Genomic DNA, 14,671 nt, shown 5'->3' with positions numbered 1-14,671 from the left:
AAACAGCGTGAATTCAGTGGCGATGCTGGCGGGTGACGCCAGCGTCGAATTGCGCAACGACCTGCTGCCAGCCAGCGGCGATCAACCCCTGGTCGCTCAGGTCGGTGGGGGCAGCCAGGTTGGCGCTGCGGTTGAGCCAGATATCCGGCTCGGCTCCGTTGACGCGCATCAGCAGCGAACCGCTGGTGTCATTGGCCTGGCTCAAGCCCAGGTACGCCGAAGGCGCCAGCAACTGCCAGCGATGGTCGCCACGGCTGACCGAACTGGCGTCCTGGGCGAAGGGCGCGAAGCCTTCTTCGGCCAGTTGCGCGGGCGTCGGCAGGGCGCTGTGTTCCTGCGCCAGCAACTGGATTTCATCCAGGGTCACCCGCAGGTCGGCGTAGATACCTTGCTCGGCGGCGCTCAGGTCACGGCGCGCGTCCAGTTGATGGCTGGCCACGGCTTCGACGGCCTGGGTTTCGCCATGCAGGGACACCACGGTGCCGGCGACGGCCAGGATGATCAGGCACAGCAGCAGGACGTAGAGGGTTTCATGGCCGGCGCCGGCGGGCCGGACCACCTGGGTACTGCCTGGGCTCGTGCCGGTCATGGTGCCTGGATATCCGCTTGGTCGATCTCGACAACATGGCCGGGACCGGCGTCAAACAGCACGTAGAACTCGCTGGCAGGTTTCTTGAAGGTCAACGTCGAGTCGGCCCCCAGCTTGCCGGGCACCAGGATGGTCTCGTCGTAGCCGATCACATCCAGGGTCACGCCGGGCGCGCCGCTGCCGTCGGAAAAACCGCCGGTGCATTGGATCTGCTCGCCGGGGATTTCCTTGCATTCGCACATCGGGTTGTGGGCCAGGGCGTAGTTGCTCGCACCCAGGCTGAGGATCAGCGCGGCGCAGGCGCGGGTCAGGCGCAGTAAAGTCATGGTTTAACTCCTTGCTTGTTCAACCAGGCGACGGTGGCAGGCGATGCCTGACTCAAGGGAATGGAGGCCTGCTGCATGCTGCCGTCCCAGCCTTCCATGGTGATCCACAGTTCGGCGTCGGGTGGGGTGCGTTCAGGGATGGGCAGGGCGGCGCCCATGCGGTACGGGGTGCCGAAGAAAATCACCCCGGCGGCCCGCAGGCTGCGAGGCTTGCCGATGCGCAGGTAGGTGGCCTTGACCTGCTCGCCACAGGTGGCGCACAGGGCGGCATTGAAGGATTTCATCGGCCCGGCCGGATTGGGGCGGGGCGCTTCATTACGCAGCTCGGCCAGGGTGATGCTCCACGGGCCGACCTGCACTTCGCCGACCTCGCGCTCGCCCAGGCCACTGTCGCCGCGAAACAGCGCGGCGTCGGCAAAGTACTTGGGCATAAAGCCCAGGGGTACCAGCAACAGCAGGATATTGATGTGGAAGCGCCATTTGAGCCAGAAGGCGCGCAGCGGCGAGGGCGCCTGAACGGTGGTGGCCTTGCTCATTATTTGCCCTCCGAGGTTTCAGCCTGCATGGCGCCGACAGGATTGGCCGGCGCCGTGTTGCGCGGGGCCTTGGCGCTGCGCTTGAGAGCGTGCAACGTGGCCAGGGCGGTGCGCTTGCTCCAGATCAACAGACCGCTGAGCACCATCATGCTCAGCAACAGGCCGAAGAAGAACCACACCAGCTTGATCCAGATCCCGCCGAAGTCGCCGGTGTGCAGCGGGCGCATGGATTCGGTGACGAACTCCAGGCCCGAGCGGTCCGACAGCAGGTGCGTGGCGGCGATTTCACCGTTGTATGGGTTGATGTCGGCGGTCTGGAACATCAGCGGGTACCAGCCGCGGCCGCCGATGCTCAAGTGGCTGTAGGCATTGCTCGGCAGGCCGACGAAGCTGACTTCGAACCCTGGGATGCGTTGGGTGGCGATGTTGATGGCATCGTCCAGGGCAATCATGGGCGGCGGTACGCCTGGGGCCGACAGCGGCACCTTGTCCCGGGAAATCACCGGCACGATGGCCTCGCTGGAGATGGTGATCTGGTTGTCCGAAAGAATCGCCTGGATCATGAACCAGGTGCCGGTGATGGAAATCACCGCGATAAACCAGATCGACCAGATGCCGCTCAGGCGGTGGAAATCGCCCCAGAAAATCCGCGCCCCATGCTTGAAGCGCAGGGTCGGCTTGAAGAAACCCTTCCAGAACCGTTTGTAGACCACCAGGCCCGTGACCAGCGACGCGAGCATGGGCAGCCCGAGGAACGACACCAGGTACCAGCCCCAGCTAAAGCCATTGGTGAACGGCACCAGCCACCAGCCATGCAGGGCGCGGGTGAACTGGCGGAAGTTGAACGACGGGCTGATGCCCTGGATAACCCCCGTGTACGGGTTGACGTAGACCGCTACGGAGCGGCCGTCGGGGTAACTGATGTCGACGTCGAGGGCAAAGTGCGACTCATCCGGGCGGACGATGGACTCGACAATGGCCTTGGGCTCGGCCTGCTTGATCGCGGCGAGGATCTGGTTGTAGGTGAGCAGTTCGGCATCGTCCGACGGCTTGCTGGCGCGCATTTCCGGGTTGACCAGCCAGACGATTTCCTGGCTGACCACCGCCAGGGTCCCGGTAACGCATACGATCAGTACGAAGAACCAGATGGGCAACGCCAGCCAGCTGTGTACGAGAAACCAGAGTTTGGAGCGTGACTTCTTCGACATGTCTATGGGGGTCTTGATCGGAGGGGGGCAGAGGAGGCCCGGGAAAGGCCGGTCGTAGCTTTTGCTTACGCGACGGGCTGTATCTAAGTTAAGACGGATGAGAATCGCAAAACCCTAAGACGCAAATGAAAGCAAATGTTTCCGATGCGCAACAAGCGCCCTGTAGGCGCTGGTTTGCCAGCGAAAATCTCCAGCGATAACGCTGGGTATTGGCTGCCCCGCGTTGTTCCCGGGTTTTTCGCCGGCAAGCCGGTTTCTACAGGTGATGGGGGTTATGCGAACAGGTCCTTGGCGCGCTGGCGAATCTGTTCCTCGGTCAACTCCTCTATATGGGTGGCGAGGAACCAGACATGCCCGAACGGGTCCTTGAGTGTCCCAGAGCGGTCGCCGTAGAACTGATCCTTGGGTTCGGAAATCGCAATGGCGCCTGCCGCGATCGCCTGTTTGTACTGGGCGTCGACGTCCTTCACATACAGGTGCAGGCCAACGCTGGTGGGGTGCGCTCCTGGGCTGGCGAAGGCCATTTCATCGCAGGGCGAGGCCAGCATTATCGGTGAATCGCCGATGCGCAGCTCGGCATGGCCGACCTTGCCGTCGGGCATGTCCAGGCGCATGAAAACAGTGGCATCGAAGGCTTTTTTGTAGAACTCGATGGCTTGCGCGGCCTTGTCGATGCCCAGGTAGGGCGTGATGCTGTGATAGCCCTCGGGGATAGGTTTGACGCTCATGTCGCTCTCCTTGAAGGTTGCCAGGGGCCGGTTTTTCCGGTCTTTTCACTATAGGCCAGGTCTTTCGTGGCCTCTGGCTAGCCGACGACTGTCACGGCTCCCTGAATATTTCATCAAGCAGCGGCGCGCACGATTGCACCGAGCGCAGCGCCAACCTATATCGATAGGTGCAACATGCGTTCGCCCTGCAGGTTTGCCCCTGGGCGGCGCTTGTTGACCGCCAGTTCGCCGATTTTGATCAGGCGGGTGCGTGTGATATTGCGGCTCAGGCCCAGCAGGTTGGCGGTGTGTACCTGGTTGTAGTGGCTGAAGCGGTAGGCTGCGCGCAGTAATGCGTCTTCGACCTTCTCATGCAGGGCGCCGGCCTGTTCGTCGAACAGCTTCTGGAAGGCCCGCTCCAACAAGGCTTCGGCGCTGTTGTCGACACCGTGCTGGCTATCGTCCTGGCGCTCGATGCGCATGTTCGACAGGCGCAGGTCATCGCGCTCGATCACGCCATTGCGGCATATCAGCAAGGTGTGATGAATGACGTTTTCCAGTTCGCGAATATTGCCCGGCCAACTGTAGCTCTTGAGCTTTTGCTCGGCCTCGGGGCTGATGGTGATGGGGCCGTAGCCCAGGCGCTGGCTGTAGGCGTCGATAAAGTGCCGGGTCAGGGGCAGGATATCGCCGGGGCGTTCGCGCAATGGGCTCAGTTCCAGGCTGACCACGTCCAGGCGGTAATACAGGTCCTCGCGGAAATGCCCGGCGTTGATGGCCTTTTCCAATTGCACGTTAGTCGCCGCCAGCACTCGCACATCGATGGCAATGCTCTTGCGTGAGCCCAGGCGCACCACTTCGCGCTCTTGCAAAACGCGCAGCAGCTTGACCTGGATGGCCATGGGCAGGTCACCGATCTCATCGAGGAACAGGGTGCCGCCGTCGGCCTCTTCGAACCAGCCGGCCTTGGCGCTGAGGGCGCCGGTGAACGCGCCTTTTTCATGGCCGAACAACTCCGCTTCCACCAGGGATTCGGAAAACGCCCCGCAATTGACCGCCACGAAGGGCCGGTTGCGCCGGGCGCTGAGGTTGTGGATATGGCGGGCCACCAGCTCTTTGCCGGTGCCGGTCTCGCCGATGATCAGCACGCTGGCTTCGCTGGGGGCCACTTGCTGGATATGCGCGAGCAAGGCCTGGGATTTCGGGTCTTCGAAGACTTGCGCGGTGGCGCGAATCGACGTGGCGAGGGCGGGCGAGGGCGGGAGGGTCAAAAGCTGCATGGGCACCTCTAGGAATAGAACGTTGGCGTGGGCAGGGACTGGTTCAAGGCCCAGTCGCCCAGTTCGTGGAGTTTGTAGTCCACCGGGTCGTGCAGGCTTTGGGTGCGCAGGTTGCGCCAATGGCGGTCCAGGCGCAGCGAGGCATGGGTGGAGCGGGCGCCGGTGACTTCAAACAGGCGGCTGCACAGCTCCAAGCCGTTGCGGGTGGCGGCGACCTTGGCCGTGGCGATGGCAATCGCCAGTTGCCCGCGCTCCTGTTCATTCAAGGCCGGGCCCTTGTCCCAGGCCTGGTCCAGCAGCTCGGCGGCCCGCTGCACCAGCAGGCGCACGCCTTCCAGCGCGACCCAGAACTCGCCGTAGTGGTTGAGCACATAAGGGTCCTGACGCACATCCTGGACGGTGGATTTGTGCCAGGGCCGGGTCTCGGCGAGGGTGTAGTTGCGCGCTTCTTCAAACGCGCCTTCGGCAATCCCGAGGAACATATGGGTGAACGTCAATTGCGCAATCAACGGGCGCAGGCAGGCAAAGGGCGTGCTCAGGGGGCCAGGGTCGAGCAGCAGTTCAGATTCTTCGACCCGCACGCGTTCGAAGCTGGCGCTGCCGCTGTCGGTCTGGCGTTGGCCGATACTGTTCCAATCGTTGTGCACGGTGATGCCACTGCGCCCGCTAGGGATGGCGGCGATCAACAGCTTGCCGCCGGCGCTTTCATCCACCGCCGAGGCGATCAACATTTGTGAATCGCTGGCGCCGGAGCAGAAGCTTTTTTTGCCGGAGAATTCGCGCCAGCCGCCAAAGTCCTTGACCACCGTACGGGTGTCCAGCGGGTTGAGGGCGTTGCCCCAGAACCAGTGCTTGCGGGCGGTCTGCTCGAACCAGGGTTGCCATTGTTCCGGGCGGGAAAACAGGCGCACGGTGGCCAGCATCAGGTGATGAAAGCCGAAGACATGGGCGATGGAGCTGTCGACCTTGGCGAACTCGCGCACGATCTCCAGGGTTTCACTCCAGCGTGCGCCAAGGCCGCCGTACTGGGTGGGAATGCTCAGGGCCAGCAGGCCACTGTGGCGCAGGGCATCGCGCTCAGCCTTGGGCGTGCCGCCGCGCTCGTCACGCTCCACGGCGCTGAGCGCGAACTCGGCGGCCAGCAGCTTGGCGGTCTGCAAGGGGGGCGGCAGGACGCTATGGGGTTTGGCTGTCACGCGCAGCTCCTGAAAAAATCAAATGCACTGAAGACCCACCGTAGGAGCCGGCTTGCCGGCGATAGCGGTGTAACTGACAAATCGCCATCGCCGGCAAGCCGGCTCCTACAAAGGTTGGTTCAGGCTTTGGCGGTGGCAGGCAGTACATCGTTGGCAATCATTTCGCCGAACGGCCCGGTGAGGTTGGTGATGCCGCGTCCGGCCAGGCTGGCGTAGGGTTCGGGCAGCAGCGGGAACACCAGTTCGGCAAAGCGATAGGCCTCTTCCAGGTGCGGGTAGCCGGAGAAGATAAAGCTCTCGATGCCCAGGTCGGCGTATTCCTTGATCCGTTCGGCCACTTGCTGCGGGTTGCCCACCAGGGCGGTGCCGGCACCACCGCGTACCAGGCCGACGCCGGCCCACAGGTTGGGGGCGATTTCCAGGTTGTCGCGCCGCCCATCGTGCAGGGCGGCCATGCGGCGCTGGCCTTCGGAGTCAAAGCGCGAGAAGGATTTTTGCGCGGCGGCAATGGTTTCGTCGCTGATGTGCTCGATCAGCCTGGCTGCCGCTTTCCAGGCCTCGTCTTCGGTTTCGCGCACGATCACATGCAGGCGAATGCCGAATTTGACGGTGCGCCCATGGCGCGCCGCGCGTTCACGTACATCGGCGAGTTTTTTCGCGACAGCTGCCGGTGGTTCACCCCAGGTCAGGTACACGTCCACCTGTTCGGCGGCGAGGTCGTGGGCGGCATCGGACGAACCACCGAAATACAGCGGTGGGTAGGGTTTCTGGACCGGCGGATAGAGGGCCTTGGCGTTCTGCACCTTCAGGTGTTTGCCTTCAAAGTCGACGGATTCGCCCTGCAATACCCGACGCCAGATTTTGAGGAACTCATCGGTCACCTCGTAACGCTCGCTGTGGTCGAGGAAGCTGCCGTCGCCACGGTTTTCATCGGGGTCGCCGCCGGTCACCACATTGATCAGCAGGCGGCCATTGGACAGGCGGTCAAGGGTGGCGGCCATGCGCGCGGACACGGTGGGCGAGATGATCCCAGGGCGGATCGCCACCAGGTAACGCAGGCGTTCGGTCAGGGGCACCAGCGCCGAGGCAATCACCCAGGAGTCCTCGCAGGAACGGCCAGTGGGAATCAGCACGCCGTGGTAACCGAGGTTGTCGGCGGCCTGGGCTACTTGTTTCAGATAGTTGAGGGTGACCGGGCGAGCGCCTTGGGTGGTACCGAGGAAATGGCCGTCGCCATGGGTCGGAAGGAACCAGAAAACATCCATGACAAGTCCTTGAGCGATGTTCAACAGGGGGTGTCGCCTGGCCAACAGTTGTGTAAACAACAGTTGCGGCGTTGGGGGACCGTTATAGAGCGTCTTGTTTATTCCGTAAACGAACGTATTTCTCTATTTATAGACCTGTAAAGAATATGCAGGATTGGCTGATAGCGACTATCACAGCGGATGATTTTTCCCTGGGAGGGGGCCGGAGTAGCCTGTGTTCATTGCCTTGACGCCCCATTCGCCGGACCTTTGCCATGAACCACACCCTCTCTGTTGCCTTGTTACTGGTTGCCTCTTTCCTTGCCGGTTGTGCCGCCCAGCCAGGCCCCGAACTGCGCCCGTATACCGCCGAGGAAACCAGGCAGTTGGGGATGGAGGGACTCAATCGTCGTGGTCTGTCGTTTGACGAATATCAACAGAAGAAAGCCGAGCTGGCTGGCCGGTCGCAGAAGCCGTTTGGCTTTGATCGCCAGGGCGAAATGAATGCCGAACGCAACGTGATGTTGCATGACCGCCCCAGCTAAAAGCACTGGCTGTGGTCCCGAGCCCGAGGTTCCCCGCAGGAACTTCGGGCTTTTTGTTTTCCATCCTTTTCATCGAGCCTGTTAAGCTCAATTTCAGGAGCGTTCCTACGCACTTTTAAATTCTTTAACGGCATCCGATCGGGTTAACCTGACGATCTCTGTACTGATCGCTGCCCCTGGGACGCTGCTCTCGGGAACATGCTCTGCGGGTCTTTAACGTCATGAATAAACGTCCTTTGTATTTCGACTACGCCGCCACCACACCGGTGGATGAGCGGGTCATCCAGGTCATGGTCGAGTGCCTGGGTTTCAACGCCAACTTTGGTAACCCTGCGTCCAGCTCCCATGCCTTTGGCCAACAGGCCCGGCACACGGTCGAGCAGGCGCGCCGGCAGGTGGCGGAACTGGTGGGGGCCCAGGCCGAACAGATCGTCTGGACTTCAGGCGCTACCGAATCCAACAACCTTGCGCTCAAGGGTGTGGCCCAGGCGCGGGGTGTGGCCGGTGGCCATATCATCACCAGCCAGATCGAGCACAAGGCGACCCTGGATACCGCACGCCAATTGCAGGAAGCCGGGATTGCCGTGACCTACCTGGTGCCGGACACCGACGGCCTGATCACCGCCGAGGCCGTCAGCCAGGCACTGCGGGAAGACACGTTCCTGGTGTCGTTGATGTTGGTCAACAATGAATTGGGTACGCTCAACGACATCCCGGCCATTGGCGCGCAGGTGCGTGAGCATGGGGCGCTGTTGCATGTGGATGCGGCGCAGGGCGCCGGCAAGGTCGAGATCGACCTGGCGCGCTGGCCGGTCGACCTGATGTCGTTTTCTGCACACAAGTTGTATGGCCCCAAGGGTATCGGCGCGTTGTATGTCGGGCCGCGGGCGCAGCAGAACGTCACGGCGCAGATCCACGGCGGCGGCCATGAAGGCGGGTTGCGTTCGGGCACCCTGGCAACCCACCAGATCGCCGGCATGGGCAGCGCCTTCGCGTTGGCGGGGCAATTTTTTGCCGAAGAGTCGGCGGGTATTGTCGCCCTGCGTCAGCGTCTGCTTGAACAATTGCTGAGCATTCCCGGTGTGCGCCTGAACGGCAGCGCCACCCAGCGCATTCCTCACACCTTGAGCCTGACGTTCAGCGAAGGTGAGTTCAACTCGGCGGCCTTGAGCGCCGGTATCGCGTTTTCGGCGACCTCTGCCTGCAATTCGGCAAGCAATGCGCCGTCCCATGTTCTGCTTGCCCTCGGGCATGATGCGCGCAGCGCCGGTCGCACCATTCGCCTGAGCCTTGGGCGGTTTACCACCGCGCAGGATATCGATCAGGCGGTGCAATTGATCAAGCGCTCGCTGGCCAGCGCACCGGCCTTCTGGGCAGTTTGAAACACATAACAATTATGAGTGGTTAGCAGGAGACATGATGACTACGCAGCCTTTGACCCATGGAACGGTTCCCCAGCGCCTGGCGCATACCCGCGAGTTGATGAAACGGGAGGGCATCGATGCCTTGCTGGTGCCATCGGCCGACCCGCACCTGTCCGAATACTTGCCGGGCTACTGGCAGGGGCGGCAGTGGTTGTCGGGGTTTCATGGGTCGGTCGGTACGCTGATCGTCACGCCTGATTTTGCCGGGGTCTGGGCTGACAGCCGTTACTGGGAGCAGGCGAGCAAGGAGCTCAACGGCAGCGGCATCGAGTTGGTGAAGCTGCAACCAGGGCAGCCCGGCCCGCTGGAATGGCTGGGTGAGCAAACCCCGGAAGGCGGCGTAGTGGCGGTGGACGGCGCGGTGATGGCCGTTGCGTCCGCCCGCACCCTGGGCGGCAAACTGGCTGAGCGGGGGGCGCGCCTGCGGACCGATATCGATCTGTTGAACGAGGTCTGGACCGACCGTCCGGCCCTGCCAAACCAGCCGATCTATCAGCACCTGCCACCCCAGGCCACGGTCAGCCGTGGCGAAAAGCTCGCGGCACTGCGCGCCAGCCTCAAAGAAAAGAGCGCGGATTGGCATTTCATTGCCACCCTGGACGACATCGCCTGGCTGTTCAACCTGCGCGGTGCAGATGTTTCGTTCAACCCGGTGTTTGTATCATTTGCCCTGATCAACCAGCAGCGGGCCACCCTGTTTGTGGCCCTCGACAAGGTCGATACCCAGTTGCGTGGGGTGCTGGAGCGCGATGGCGTGACGCTGCGTGACTACAGCGAAGTGGCTGCGGCCCTGGGGGAGGTGCCGAGCGGTGCCAGCCTGCAGGTTGATCCGGCACGCGTGACCGCAGGGTTGCTGGATAACCTGGCCAGTGGGGTCAAGCTGGTGGAAGGGCTCAACCCGACCACGCTGGCCAAGTCCCGTAAAAGCCTGGCGGACGCCGAGCATATTCGCCGGGCCATGGAGCAGGATGGCGCGGCCTTGTGCGAGTTTTTCGCCTGGCTGGACTCGGCCCTGGGCCGCGAGCGCATCACCGAGTTGACGATTGACGAACACCTGACGGCCGCGCGTACGCGGCGCCCGGATTACGTGTCGTTGAGCTTCAATACCATCGCCGCCTTCAACAGTAATGGCGCGATGCCGCACTATCACGCCACCGAAGAAGAGCATGCAGTCATCGAAGGTGATGGCCTGTTGTTGATCGACTCGGGCGGCCAGTACCTGGGTGGTACCACTGATATCACGCGGATGGTGCCCATCGGTACGCCGAGCGAGGAGCAAAAGCGCGATTGCACGCGGGTGCTCAAGGGGGTGATTGCCCTGTCGCGTGCGCAATTCCCCAAGGGCATCCTCTCGCCTTTGCTGGACGCCATCGCTCGCGCGCCGATCTGGGCCGAAGGCGTGGATTATGGTCATGGCACCGGGCATGGGGTGGGTTACTTCCTCAATGTCCATGAAGGCCCGCAGGTGATTGCGTACCAAGCCGCAGCCGCGCCGCAAACCGCCATGCAGCCGGGCATGATCACCTCCATCGAGCCGGGTACCTACCGCCCGGGCCGTTGGGGCGTACGTATCGAGAACCTGGTGCTCAACCGAGAGGCGGGCAAGGCCGAGTTTGGCGAGTTCCTCAAGTTCGAAACCCTGACGCTGTGCCCAATCGATACCCGTTGCCTGGTGCCGTCGTTGCTGACGACCGAGGAGCGGCAGTGGTTCAACGACTACCATGGCGAGGTGCGTCAACGTCTGAGCCCGTTGCTCAGTGGCGCTGCGCTGGAATGGTTGCAGCTGCGCACGGCCGCTATATAAGGACCGGCCGCTCGCAGGCGTGGCCTGCGAGCGGCTTGCAGATTTTAACTCAAGGCTTCGCGGACAAAGTCCAGGCGATCCTGGCCAAAGAACAGTTGTTGATCGACAAACAGGCTCGGCGCACCAAACACGCCACGGGCAATCGCCTCTTCGGTCTTGCGCTTGAGGGCGTCCTTTACGTCCTCATCCTGAGTCAGCTCCAATACCTTTGCCGGATCGAAGCCGTGTTCCGTCAGGACTTGCGCGACGACGGCCGGATCACCGAGGTTGCGCCCCTCCACCCATAACGCCTGGAACAGGCAGTCGATGAAGTCGACAAAGCGCTCTGGCTGGCGTAGCTGAATGCCGGTGACGGCGCGCATCAGCGTCAAGGTGTTGATGGGGAAGTGCGGGTTGAACTTGAGGGGCACATCGTAGCGCCTGGCGTAGCGTGCCAGGTCTTGCAGCATGTAGCGACCCTTGGCCGGGATGGTGATGGGCGAGGCGTTGCCGGTGGCCTTGAAAATGCCGCCCAGCAGGATGGGCTGGTACACCAGTTGGCTGCCGGTTTCGCCACAGATTCCGGGCAGTTGGGTGTACGCCAGGTAGGTGGTGGGGCTGCCGAGGTCGAAGAAGAATTCCAGGGTTTTGCTCATGTCGGATGCTCGCTGCTTATTGTTATGTAGGCGTGCTTACCAGGTTTCGTTCCAGGGGCGCAGGTCCAGCTCGAAGGTCCAGGCATCCCGTGGCTGGCTGTGCAGGTGCCAATAGTTATCGGCGATATGCGCGGGATCAAGGATGCCGTCCTGGTCCTTGAGGGCATATTTGCTGGGGAAGTTGTCGCGGATGAAGTCAGTGTCGATGGCGCCATCCACCACCACGTGGGCCACATGGATGTTCATCGGGCCCAGTTCGCGCGCCATGCTTTGGGCCAGGGCGCGGATGCCGTGCTTGGCCCCGGCGAAGGCGGCAAATCCCGCTGCGCCGCGCAGCCCGGCGGTGGCACCGGTAAACAGGATCGTCCCGCGTCGGCGCGTCACCATGCGCTTGGCCACTTCCCGGGCATTGAGGAAGCCTGAGAAGCAGGCCATCTCCCAGATCTTGAAATATTTGCGCGCAGTTTCTTCGAGGATGCTGCACGGCACGTTGGCGCCGATGTTGAACACGAAGGCCTCAATCGGACCCAGCTCGTGTTCGATCTGCTCGATCAGCGCGATCACCTCGTCCTCCTTGCGTGCATCGCAGGCAAAGCCATGGGCTTCGCCGCCGGCATCCTGGATGCTGTCCACCAGGGGTTGCAGCTTGTCGGCACTGCGTCGGGTGACGCAGGCGACATAACCTTCACGGGCAAAACGCTTGGCGATGGCGCCGCCTGTAGCATCGCCTGCGCCGACGACCAGTACGATTTTCTTATTCTCAGTCATGGCAGATCCTTGGGTAAACGATCGTTAACTAAACGAACGTTATGCTACGATTCGACAGGCGTCAAGGTCATGTATTTTGGGGGAGAGGCAATGCGCTATTCAGTCAGTCACAAGCAGCAAACCAGAGACAAGCTTCTGCAGAGCAGCGCGGCACTGGCCAAGAAAGAAGGGTTTGCCAGCGTTGGTGTAGACGGCTTGATGAAAGCCATTGGCTTGAGTGGGGGCGCGTTCTATAGCCACTTTTCCTCAAAGGATGCGCTGTTCGGTTCAATCGTCGAACGAGAATTGAGCCAAAGCCTTGAGCGTTTGGGGGCGGGGGAAGTGCAGAGTCGGGAGCGCCTGGGGCGGTGCCTGAAGATCTATTTGAGCATGACCCACGTAGAGCAGGTGCAGGACGGGTGTGCGTTGCCAAGCATGGGGGCGGATATTGCGCGTGCGGATATAGCTGTACGCCAGCAGGCGCAAGCGTGGATCTGTCGGCTGCAGGCCAACTGGGCGCGGACGTTGGAGAGTGACAGCCTGGCCTGGGCCATTTTGTCCCAGTGTGTGGGGGCGCTGGTGGTTGCCAGGATGATGGTTGACCCGCACGTTCAAGCGCAGGTGCTTTCATCGAGCTATAAAGAGCTCAGCCAGAGAATCACCCAACAATGAGCTCTTACTTGCAGAGCACTATCATGCTGCGGCTGGTATAGCCGGCAGGGTTGATACCGAAGGGATAATCACCCGGCTCTTCCGTGTTGTCGCCGGACTTGGCGATGACCCGGTAGCCCTTCTTGCCGCACGAATTGGCTGCGCTGGTGTAGCACTGGTCCCAGGAGGAGGACAGGCCAGAGCAGTTGATATGCAACCCTTTCTTTCCGCGTTTGACTTCTGTCTTGGTGGTCGCGGCACACCCAGCCAGGGCGATCACGACAAACACTATCAAAATTCGCTTCATTACCATCCTTAATAGCCGCGCCGTTGGAATGCCCGATGCTGGCTTTGCTCGCTCTCAAGTGTAGCGTCCGTGGATGTCCTTATTCGAAAATCTCCATGACTGACACTGAGTTACAGACTAAACATGGCCTAATTGAGCGGCAAATACCAGAGCTTCGTTAAATCCTGTCTCAATCTGCCGCGACGATTGGCTTCGACTGGCTGCGCATGGTCAGGGTAGCGCCGACGGAGGCCATGATAATGCAGGCGATCGCCAGCCATTGCGCCAGGGACAGGTATTCCTGGAGGAAAAACAGCCCCGAAAGCGCGCCGAATGCGGGCTCGATACTCATCAGGGTGCCGAAGGTGCGTGCGGGCAGTCGGGTCAGGGCGACCATCTCCAGGGTGTAAGGGAGGGCGGTGGAAAGAATCGCCACGCCAATGGCGATTGGAATCAGCGAGGGGGTCAGCAGTGCGCTACCGGCGTGAACGATCCCGATAGGGGCCACGAACAGCGCGGCGATCATCACGCCGAGGGCGGCGGTCTGGACGCCGTTGTCTGCGCCGGCCTTCTGCCCGAACAAAATATAGAGGGCCCAGCAGATGCCTGCGCCCAGTGCGTAGGCGGCGCCGGTCAGTTCGATGCCTTGGCTGGCTTCACCAACCGGTATTAATAGCAGCAGGCCTACGATGGCCAGGGCAATCCATAGGAAGTCGACAGCGCGGCGCGAAGCATAGATGGCTACGGCCAGTGGGCCGGTGAATTCCAGGGCTACCGCGATACCCAGGGGAACGGTGCGCAATGACATATAGAAGAGGAAGTTCATGCCGCCCAGCGCCATCCCATACACGATGACGGTGCGCAGTGATTTGGCGGTGAGTTTTGCGCGCCAGGGACGAAGCAACAGCAGCATGATGATGCTGGCAAAAACCAGGCGCAGCGTGGTGGTGCCTTGGGCGCCGACAATCGGGAACATACTCTTGGCCAGTGAGGCGCCCGACTGGATCGAGGCCATGGCAATCAGCAGCAGGCCGACGGGGAATAGTGCCGAGCCCAGGCTGCGGGATGAAGTGGTCATTGGGGGTGTTCGTCCAGGTTCATATAGAGGCAGAAGGCACTATGATGATCAACTGCCACTAATTGAGCAATATATTGCTCAATTAGTGGGTTCTTCTCTCTATAAAGAGAGGGTTCTGAAGGGGTTCGGGGTCTTCGATAGATAAATTGAATTAATGGTTGACGGCAGATTCTAGAAGTCTATAATTCGCCCCACTTCCGGCGCAGTCGAAACGAAAAACTCCTTGGTAAACAAAGAGTTATGTAGTTTTCGGCAGCAGGTTGCTTCAGTTCATCGAAGCCAAAAGGGAGTTGAAAAAGAGGTGTTGACAGCAGCGTGTAACGCTGTAGAATTCGCCTCCCGCTGACGAGAGATCGAAGGCGCAAGTGGTTGAAGTTGTTGAGGAAAATCTCGAAACTTCTGAAAATAATCACTT

The 14,671-nt window shown here is 61.3% G+C and carries 16 protein-coding genes; 4 read left to right on the top strand and 12 right to left on the bottom strand.

Annotated features, from left to right (window positions below; genetic code table 11):
• Positions 1-13: 13 nt before the first annotated feature.
• From AC19YY_RS25430 to ssuD, 8 genes are all read right to left on the bottom strand, one after another.
• Positions 14-589 carry a DUF6162 family protein gene (locus AC19YY_RS25430; protein ID WP_172313916.1) on the bottom strand — a complete coding sequence of 192 codons (576 nt, stop codon included), beginning with the start codon at positions 587-589 and terminating at the stop codon, positions 14-16.
• Entirely contained in the window at positions 586-915 is a 330-nt protein-coding gene (locus AC19YY_RS25425; RefSeq protein ID WP_169957232.1) for a hypothetical protein, read from the bottom strand. The genes AC19YY_RS25430 and AC19YY_RS25425 overlap by 4 nt, the downstream gene beginning before the upstream one ends.
• Entirely contained in the window at positions 912-1,451 is a 540-nt protein-coding gene (locus AC19YY_RS25420; RefSeq protein ID WP_169957231.1) for a PA2404 family protein, read from the bottom strand. Before AC19YY_RS25420 ends, AC19YY_RS25425 begins: the two co-directional genes overlap by 4 nt.
• Positions 1,451-2,659 carry a PepSY-associated TM helix domain-containing protein gene (locus AC19YY_RS25415; protein ID WP_500605066.1) on the bottom strand — a complete coding sequence of 403 codons (1,209 nt, stop codon included), beginning with the start codon at positions 2,657-2,659 and terminating at the stop codon, positions 1,451-1,453. Before AC19YY_RS25415 ends, AC19YY_RS25420 begins: the two co-directional genes overlap by 1 nt.
• A 272-nt stretch (positions 2,660-2,931) precedes the next feature.
• Positions 2,932-3,387, bottom strand: a complete 456-nt coding sequence (locus AC19YY_RS25410) for a VOC family protein (protein ID WP_169957228.1) — start codon at positions 3,385-3,387, stop codon at positions 2,932-2,934.
• A gap of 155 nt (positions 3,388-3,542) precedes the next feature.
• Positions 3,543-4,646, bottom strand: a complete 1,104-nt coding sequence (locus AC19YY_RS25405; RefSeq protein WP_170042846.1) for a sigma-54 interaction domain-containing protein — start codon at positions 4,644-4,646, stop codon at positions 3,543-3,545.
• Positions 4,647-4,654: 8 nt separating this feature from the next.
• The gene (locus tag AC19YY_RS25400; RefSeq protein ID WP_500605065.1) at positions 4,655-5,842 is read right to left on the bottom strand and encodes an acyl-CoA dehydrogenase family protein; all 1,188 of its coding nucleotides are present in this window, start codon (positions 5,840-5,842) and stop codon (positions 4,655-4,657) included.
• A 119-nt stretch (positions 5,843-5,961) separates the two neighbouring features.
• Complete coding sequence (ssuD, locus tag AC19YY_RS25395) at positions 5,962-7,107, bottom strand: FMNH2-dependent alkanesulfonate monooxygenase (RefSeq protein ID WP_500605064.1); 1,146 nt, start codon at positions 7,105-7,107, stop codon at positions 5,962-5,964.
• A 254-nt stretch (positions 7,108-7,361) separates the two neighbouring features.
• Between ssuD and AC19YY_RS25390 the strand changes: the two genes are divergently transcribed.
• The 3 genes from AC19YY_RS25390 to AC19YY_RS25380 all read left to right on the top strand — a co-directional run bounded on the left by AC19YY_RS25390 (position 7,362) and on the right by AC19YY_RS25380 (position 10,859).
• Positions 7,362-7,631, top strand: a complete 270-nt coding sequence (locus AC19YY_RS25390) for a hypothetical protein (protein WP_500605063.1) — start codon at positions 7,362-7,364, stop codon at positions 7,629-7,631.
• Between the two features lie 221 nt (positions 7,632-7,852).
• The gene (locus AC19YY_RS25385) at positions 7,853-9,013 is read left to right on the top strand and encodes a cysteine desulfurase family protein (protein ID WP_500605062.1); all 1,161 of its coding nucleotides are present in this window, start codon (positions 7,853-7,855) and stop codon (positions 9,011-9,013) included.
• Between the two features lie 37 nt (positions 9,014-9,050).
• Positions 9,051-10,859: an aminopeptidase P family protein gene (locus AC19YY_RS25380; protein ID WP_500605061.1), complete on the top strand. Its 1,809-nt coding sequence runs from the start codon at positions 9,051-9,053 to the stop codon at positions 10,857-10,859.
• Between the two features lie 44 nt (positions 10,860-10,903).
• On the opposite strand, the gene AC19YY_RS25375 is transcribed toward AC19YY_RS25380, so the two are convergent.
• Together AC19YY_RS25375 and AC19YY_RS25370 are read right to left on the bottom strand one after the other, a co-directional pair.
• Positions 10,904-11,494 (bottom strand): 2-hydroxychromene-2-carboxylate isomerase, encoded by a 591-nt coding sequence (locus AC19YY_RS25375; RefSeq protein ID WP_169957220.1) that lies wholly within the window; start codon positions 11,492-11,494, stop codon positions 10,904-10,906.
• 36 nt (positions 11,495-11,530) lie between these two features.
• Complete coding sequence (locus AC19YY_RS25370; protein WP_169957218.1) at positions 11,531-12,262, bottom strand: SDR family oxidoreductase; 732 nt, start codon at positions 12,260-12,262, stop codon at positions 11,531-11,533.
• 90 nt (positions 12,263-12,352) lie between these two features.
• On the opposite strand from AC19YY_RS25370, the gene AC19YY_RS25365 reads away from it, so the two are divergent.
• Positions 12,353-12,913 carry a TetR/AcrR family transcriptional regulator gene (locus AC19YY_RS25365; RefSeq protein WP_169957240.1) on the top strand — a complete coding sequence of 187 codons (561 nt, stop codon included), beginning with the start codon at positions 12,353-12,355 and terminating at the stop codon, positions 12,911-12,913.
• A gap of 4 nt (positions 12,914-12,917) precedes the next feature.
• Here AC19YY_RS25365 and AC19YY_RS25360 read toward each other — a convergent pair whose 3' ends face one another.
• Together AC19YY_RS25360 and rhtA are read right to left on the bottom strand one after the other, a co-directional pair.
• Positions 12,918-13,199, bottom strand: coding sequence for a hypothetical protein (locus tag AC19YY_RS25360; protein ID WP_169957217.1), 282 nt, complete (start codon positions 13,197-13,199; stop codon positions 12,918-12,920).
• A 169-nt stretch (positions 13,200-13,368) separates the two neighbouring features.
• Complete coding sequence (rhtA, locus tag AC19YY_RS25355; RefSeq protein ID WP_500605060.1) at positions 13,369-14,256, bottom strand: threonine/homoserine exporter RhtA; 888 nt, start codon at positions 14,254-14,256, stop codon at positions 13,369-13,371.
• Positions 14,257-14,671 lie beyond the last annotated feature (415 nt).

Source organism: Pseudomonas sp. MF09156, assembly GCF_059862305.1.
This window is presented reverse-complemented; position numbering and strand designations above follow the sequence as displayed.

Bases quoted from the DNA above. Each gene is read 5' to 3' on its own strand.
- rhtA (WP_500605060.1), bottom strand. From the start codon at position 14,256: ATGACCACTTCATCCCGCAGCCTGGGCTCGGCACTATTCCCCGTCGGC.
- AC19YY_RS25370 (WP_169957218.1), bottom strand. From the start codon at position 12,262: ATGACTGAGAATAAGAAAATCGTACTGGTCGTCGGCGCAGGCGATGCT.
- AC19YY_RS25415 (WP_500605066.1), bottom strand. From the start codon at position 2,659: ATGTCGAAGAAGTCACGCTCCAAACTCTGGTTTCTCGTACACAGCTGG.
- AC19YY_RS25410 (WP_169957228.1), bottom strand. From the start codon at position 3,387: ATGAGCGTCAAACCTATCCCCGAGGGCTATCACAGCATCACGCCCTAC.
- AC19YY_RS25365 (WP_169957240.1), top strand. From the start codon at position 12,353: ATGCGCTATTCAGTCAGTCACAAGCAGCAAACCAGAGACAAGCTTCTG.
- AC19YY_RS25405 (WP_170042846.1), bottom strand. From the start codon at position 4,646: ATGCAGCTTTTGACCCTCCCGCCCTCGCCCGCCCTCGCCACGTCGATT.
- AC19YY_RS25380 (WP_500605061.1), top strand. From the start codon at position 9,051: ATGACTACGCAGCCTTTGACCCATGGAACGGTTCCCCAGCGCCTGGCG.
- AC19YY_RS25375 (WP_169957220.1), bottom strand. From the start codon at position 11,494: ATGAGCAAAACCCTGGAATTCTTCTTCGACCTCGGCAGCCCCACCACC.
- AC19YY_RS25385 (WP_500605062.1), top strand. From the start codon at position 7,853: ATGAATAAACGTCCTTTGTATTTCGACTACGCCGCCACCACACCGGTG.
- AC19YY_RS25420 (WP_169957231.1), bottom strand. From the start codon at position 1,451: ATGAGCAAGGCCACCACCGTTCAGGCGCCCTCGCCGCTGCGCGCCTTC.
- AC19YY_RS25425 (WP_169957232.1), bottom strand. From the start codon at position 915: ATGACTTTACTGCGCCTGACCCGCGCCTGCGCCGCGCTGATCCTCAGC.
- AC19YY_RS25390 (WP_500605063.1), top strand. From the start codon at position 7,362: ATGAACCACACCCTCTCTGTTGCCTTGTTACTGGTTGCCTCTTTCCTT.
- AC19YY_RS25430 (WP_172313916.1), bottom strand. From the start codon at position 589: ATGACCGGCACGAGCCCAGGCAGTACCCAGGTGGTCCGGCCCGCCGGC.
- AC19YY_RS25360 (WP_169957217.1), bottom strand. From the start codon at position 13,199: ATGAAGCGAATTTTGATAGTGTTTGTCGTGATCGCCCTGGCTGGGTGT.
- ssuD (WP_500605064.1), bottom strand. From the start codon at position 7,107: ATGGATGTTTTCTGGTTCCTTCCGACCCATGGCGACGGCCATTTCCTC.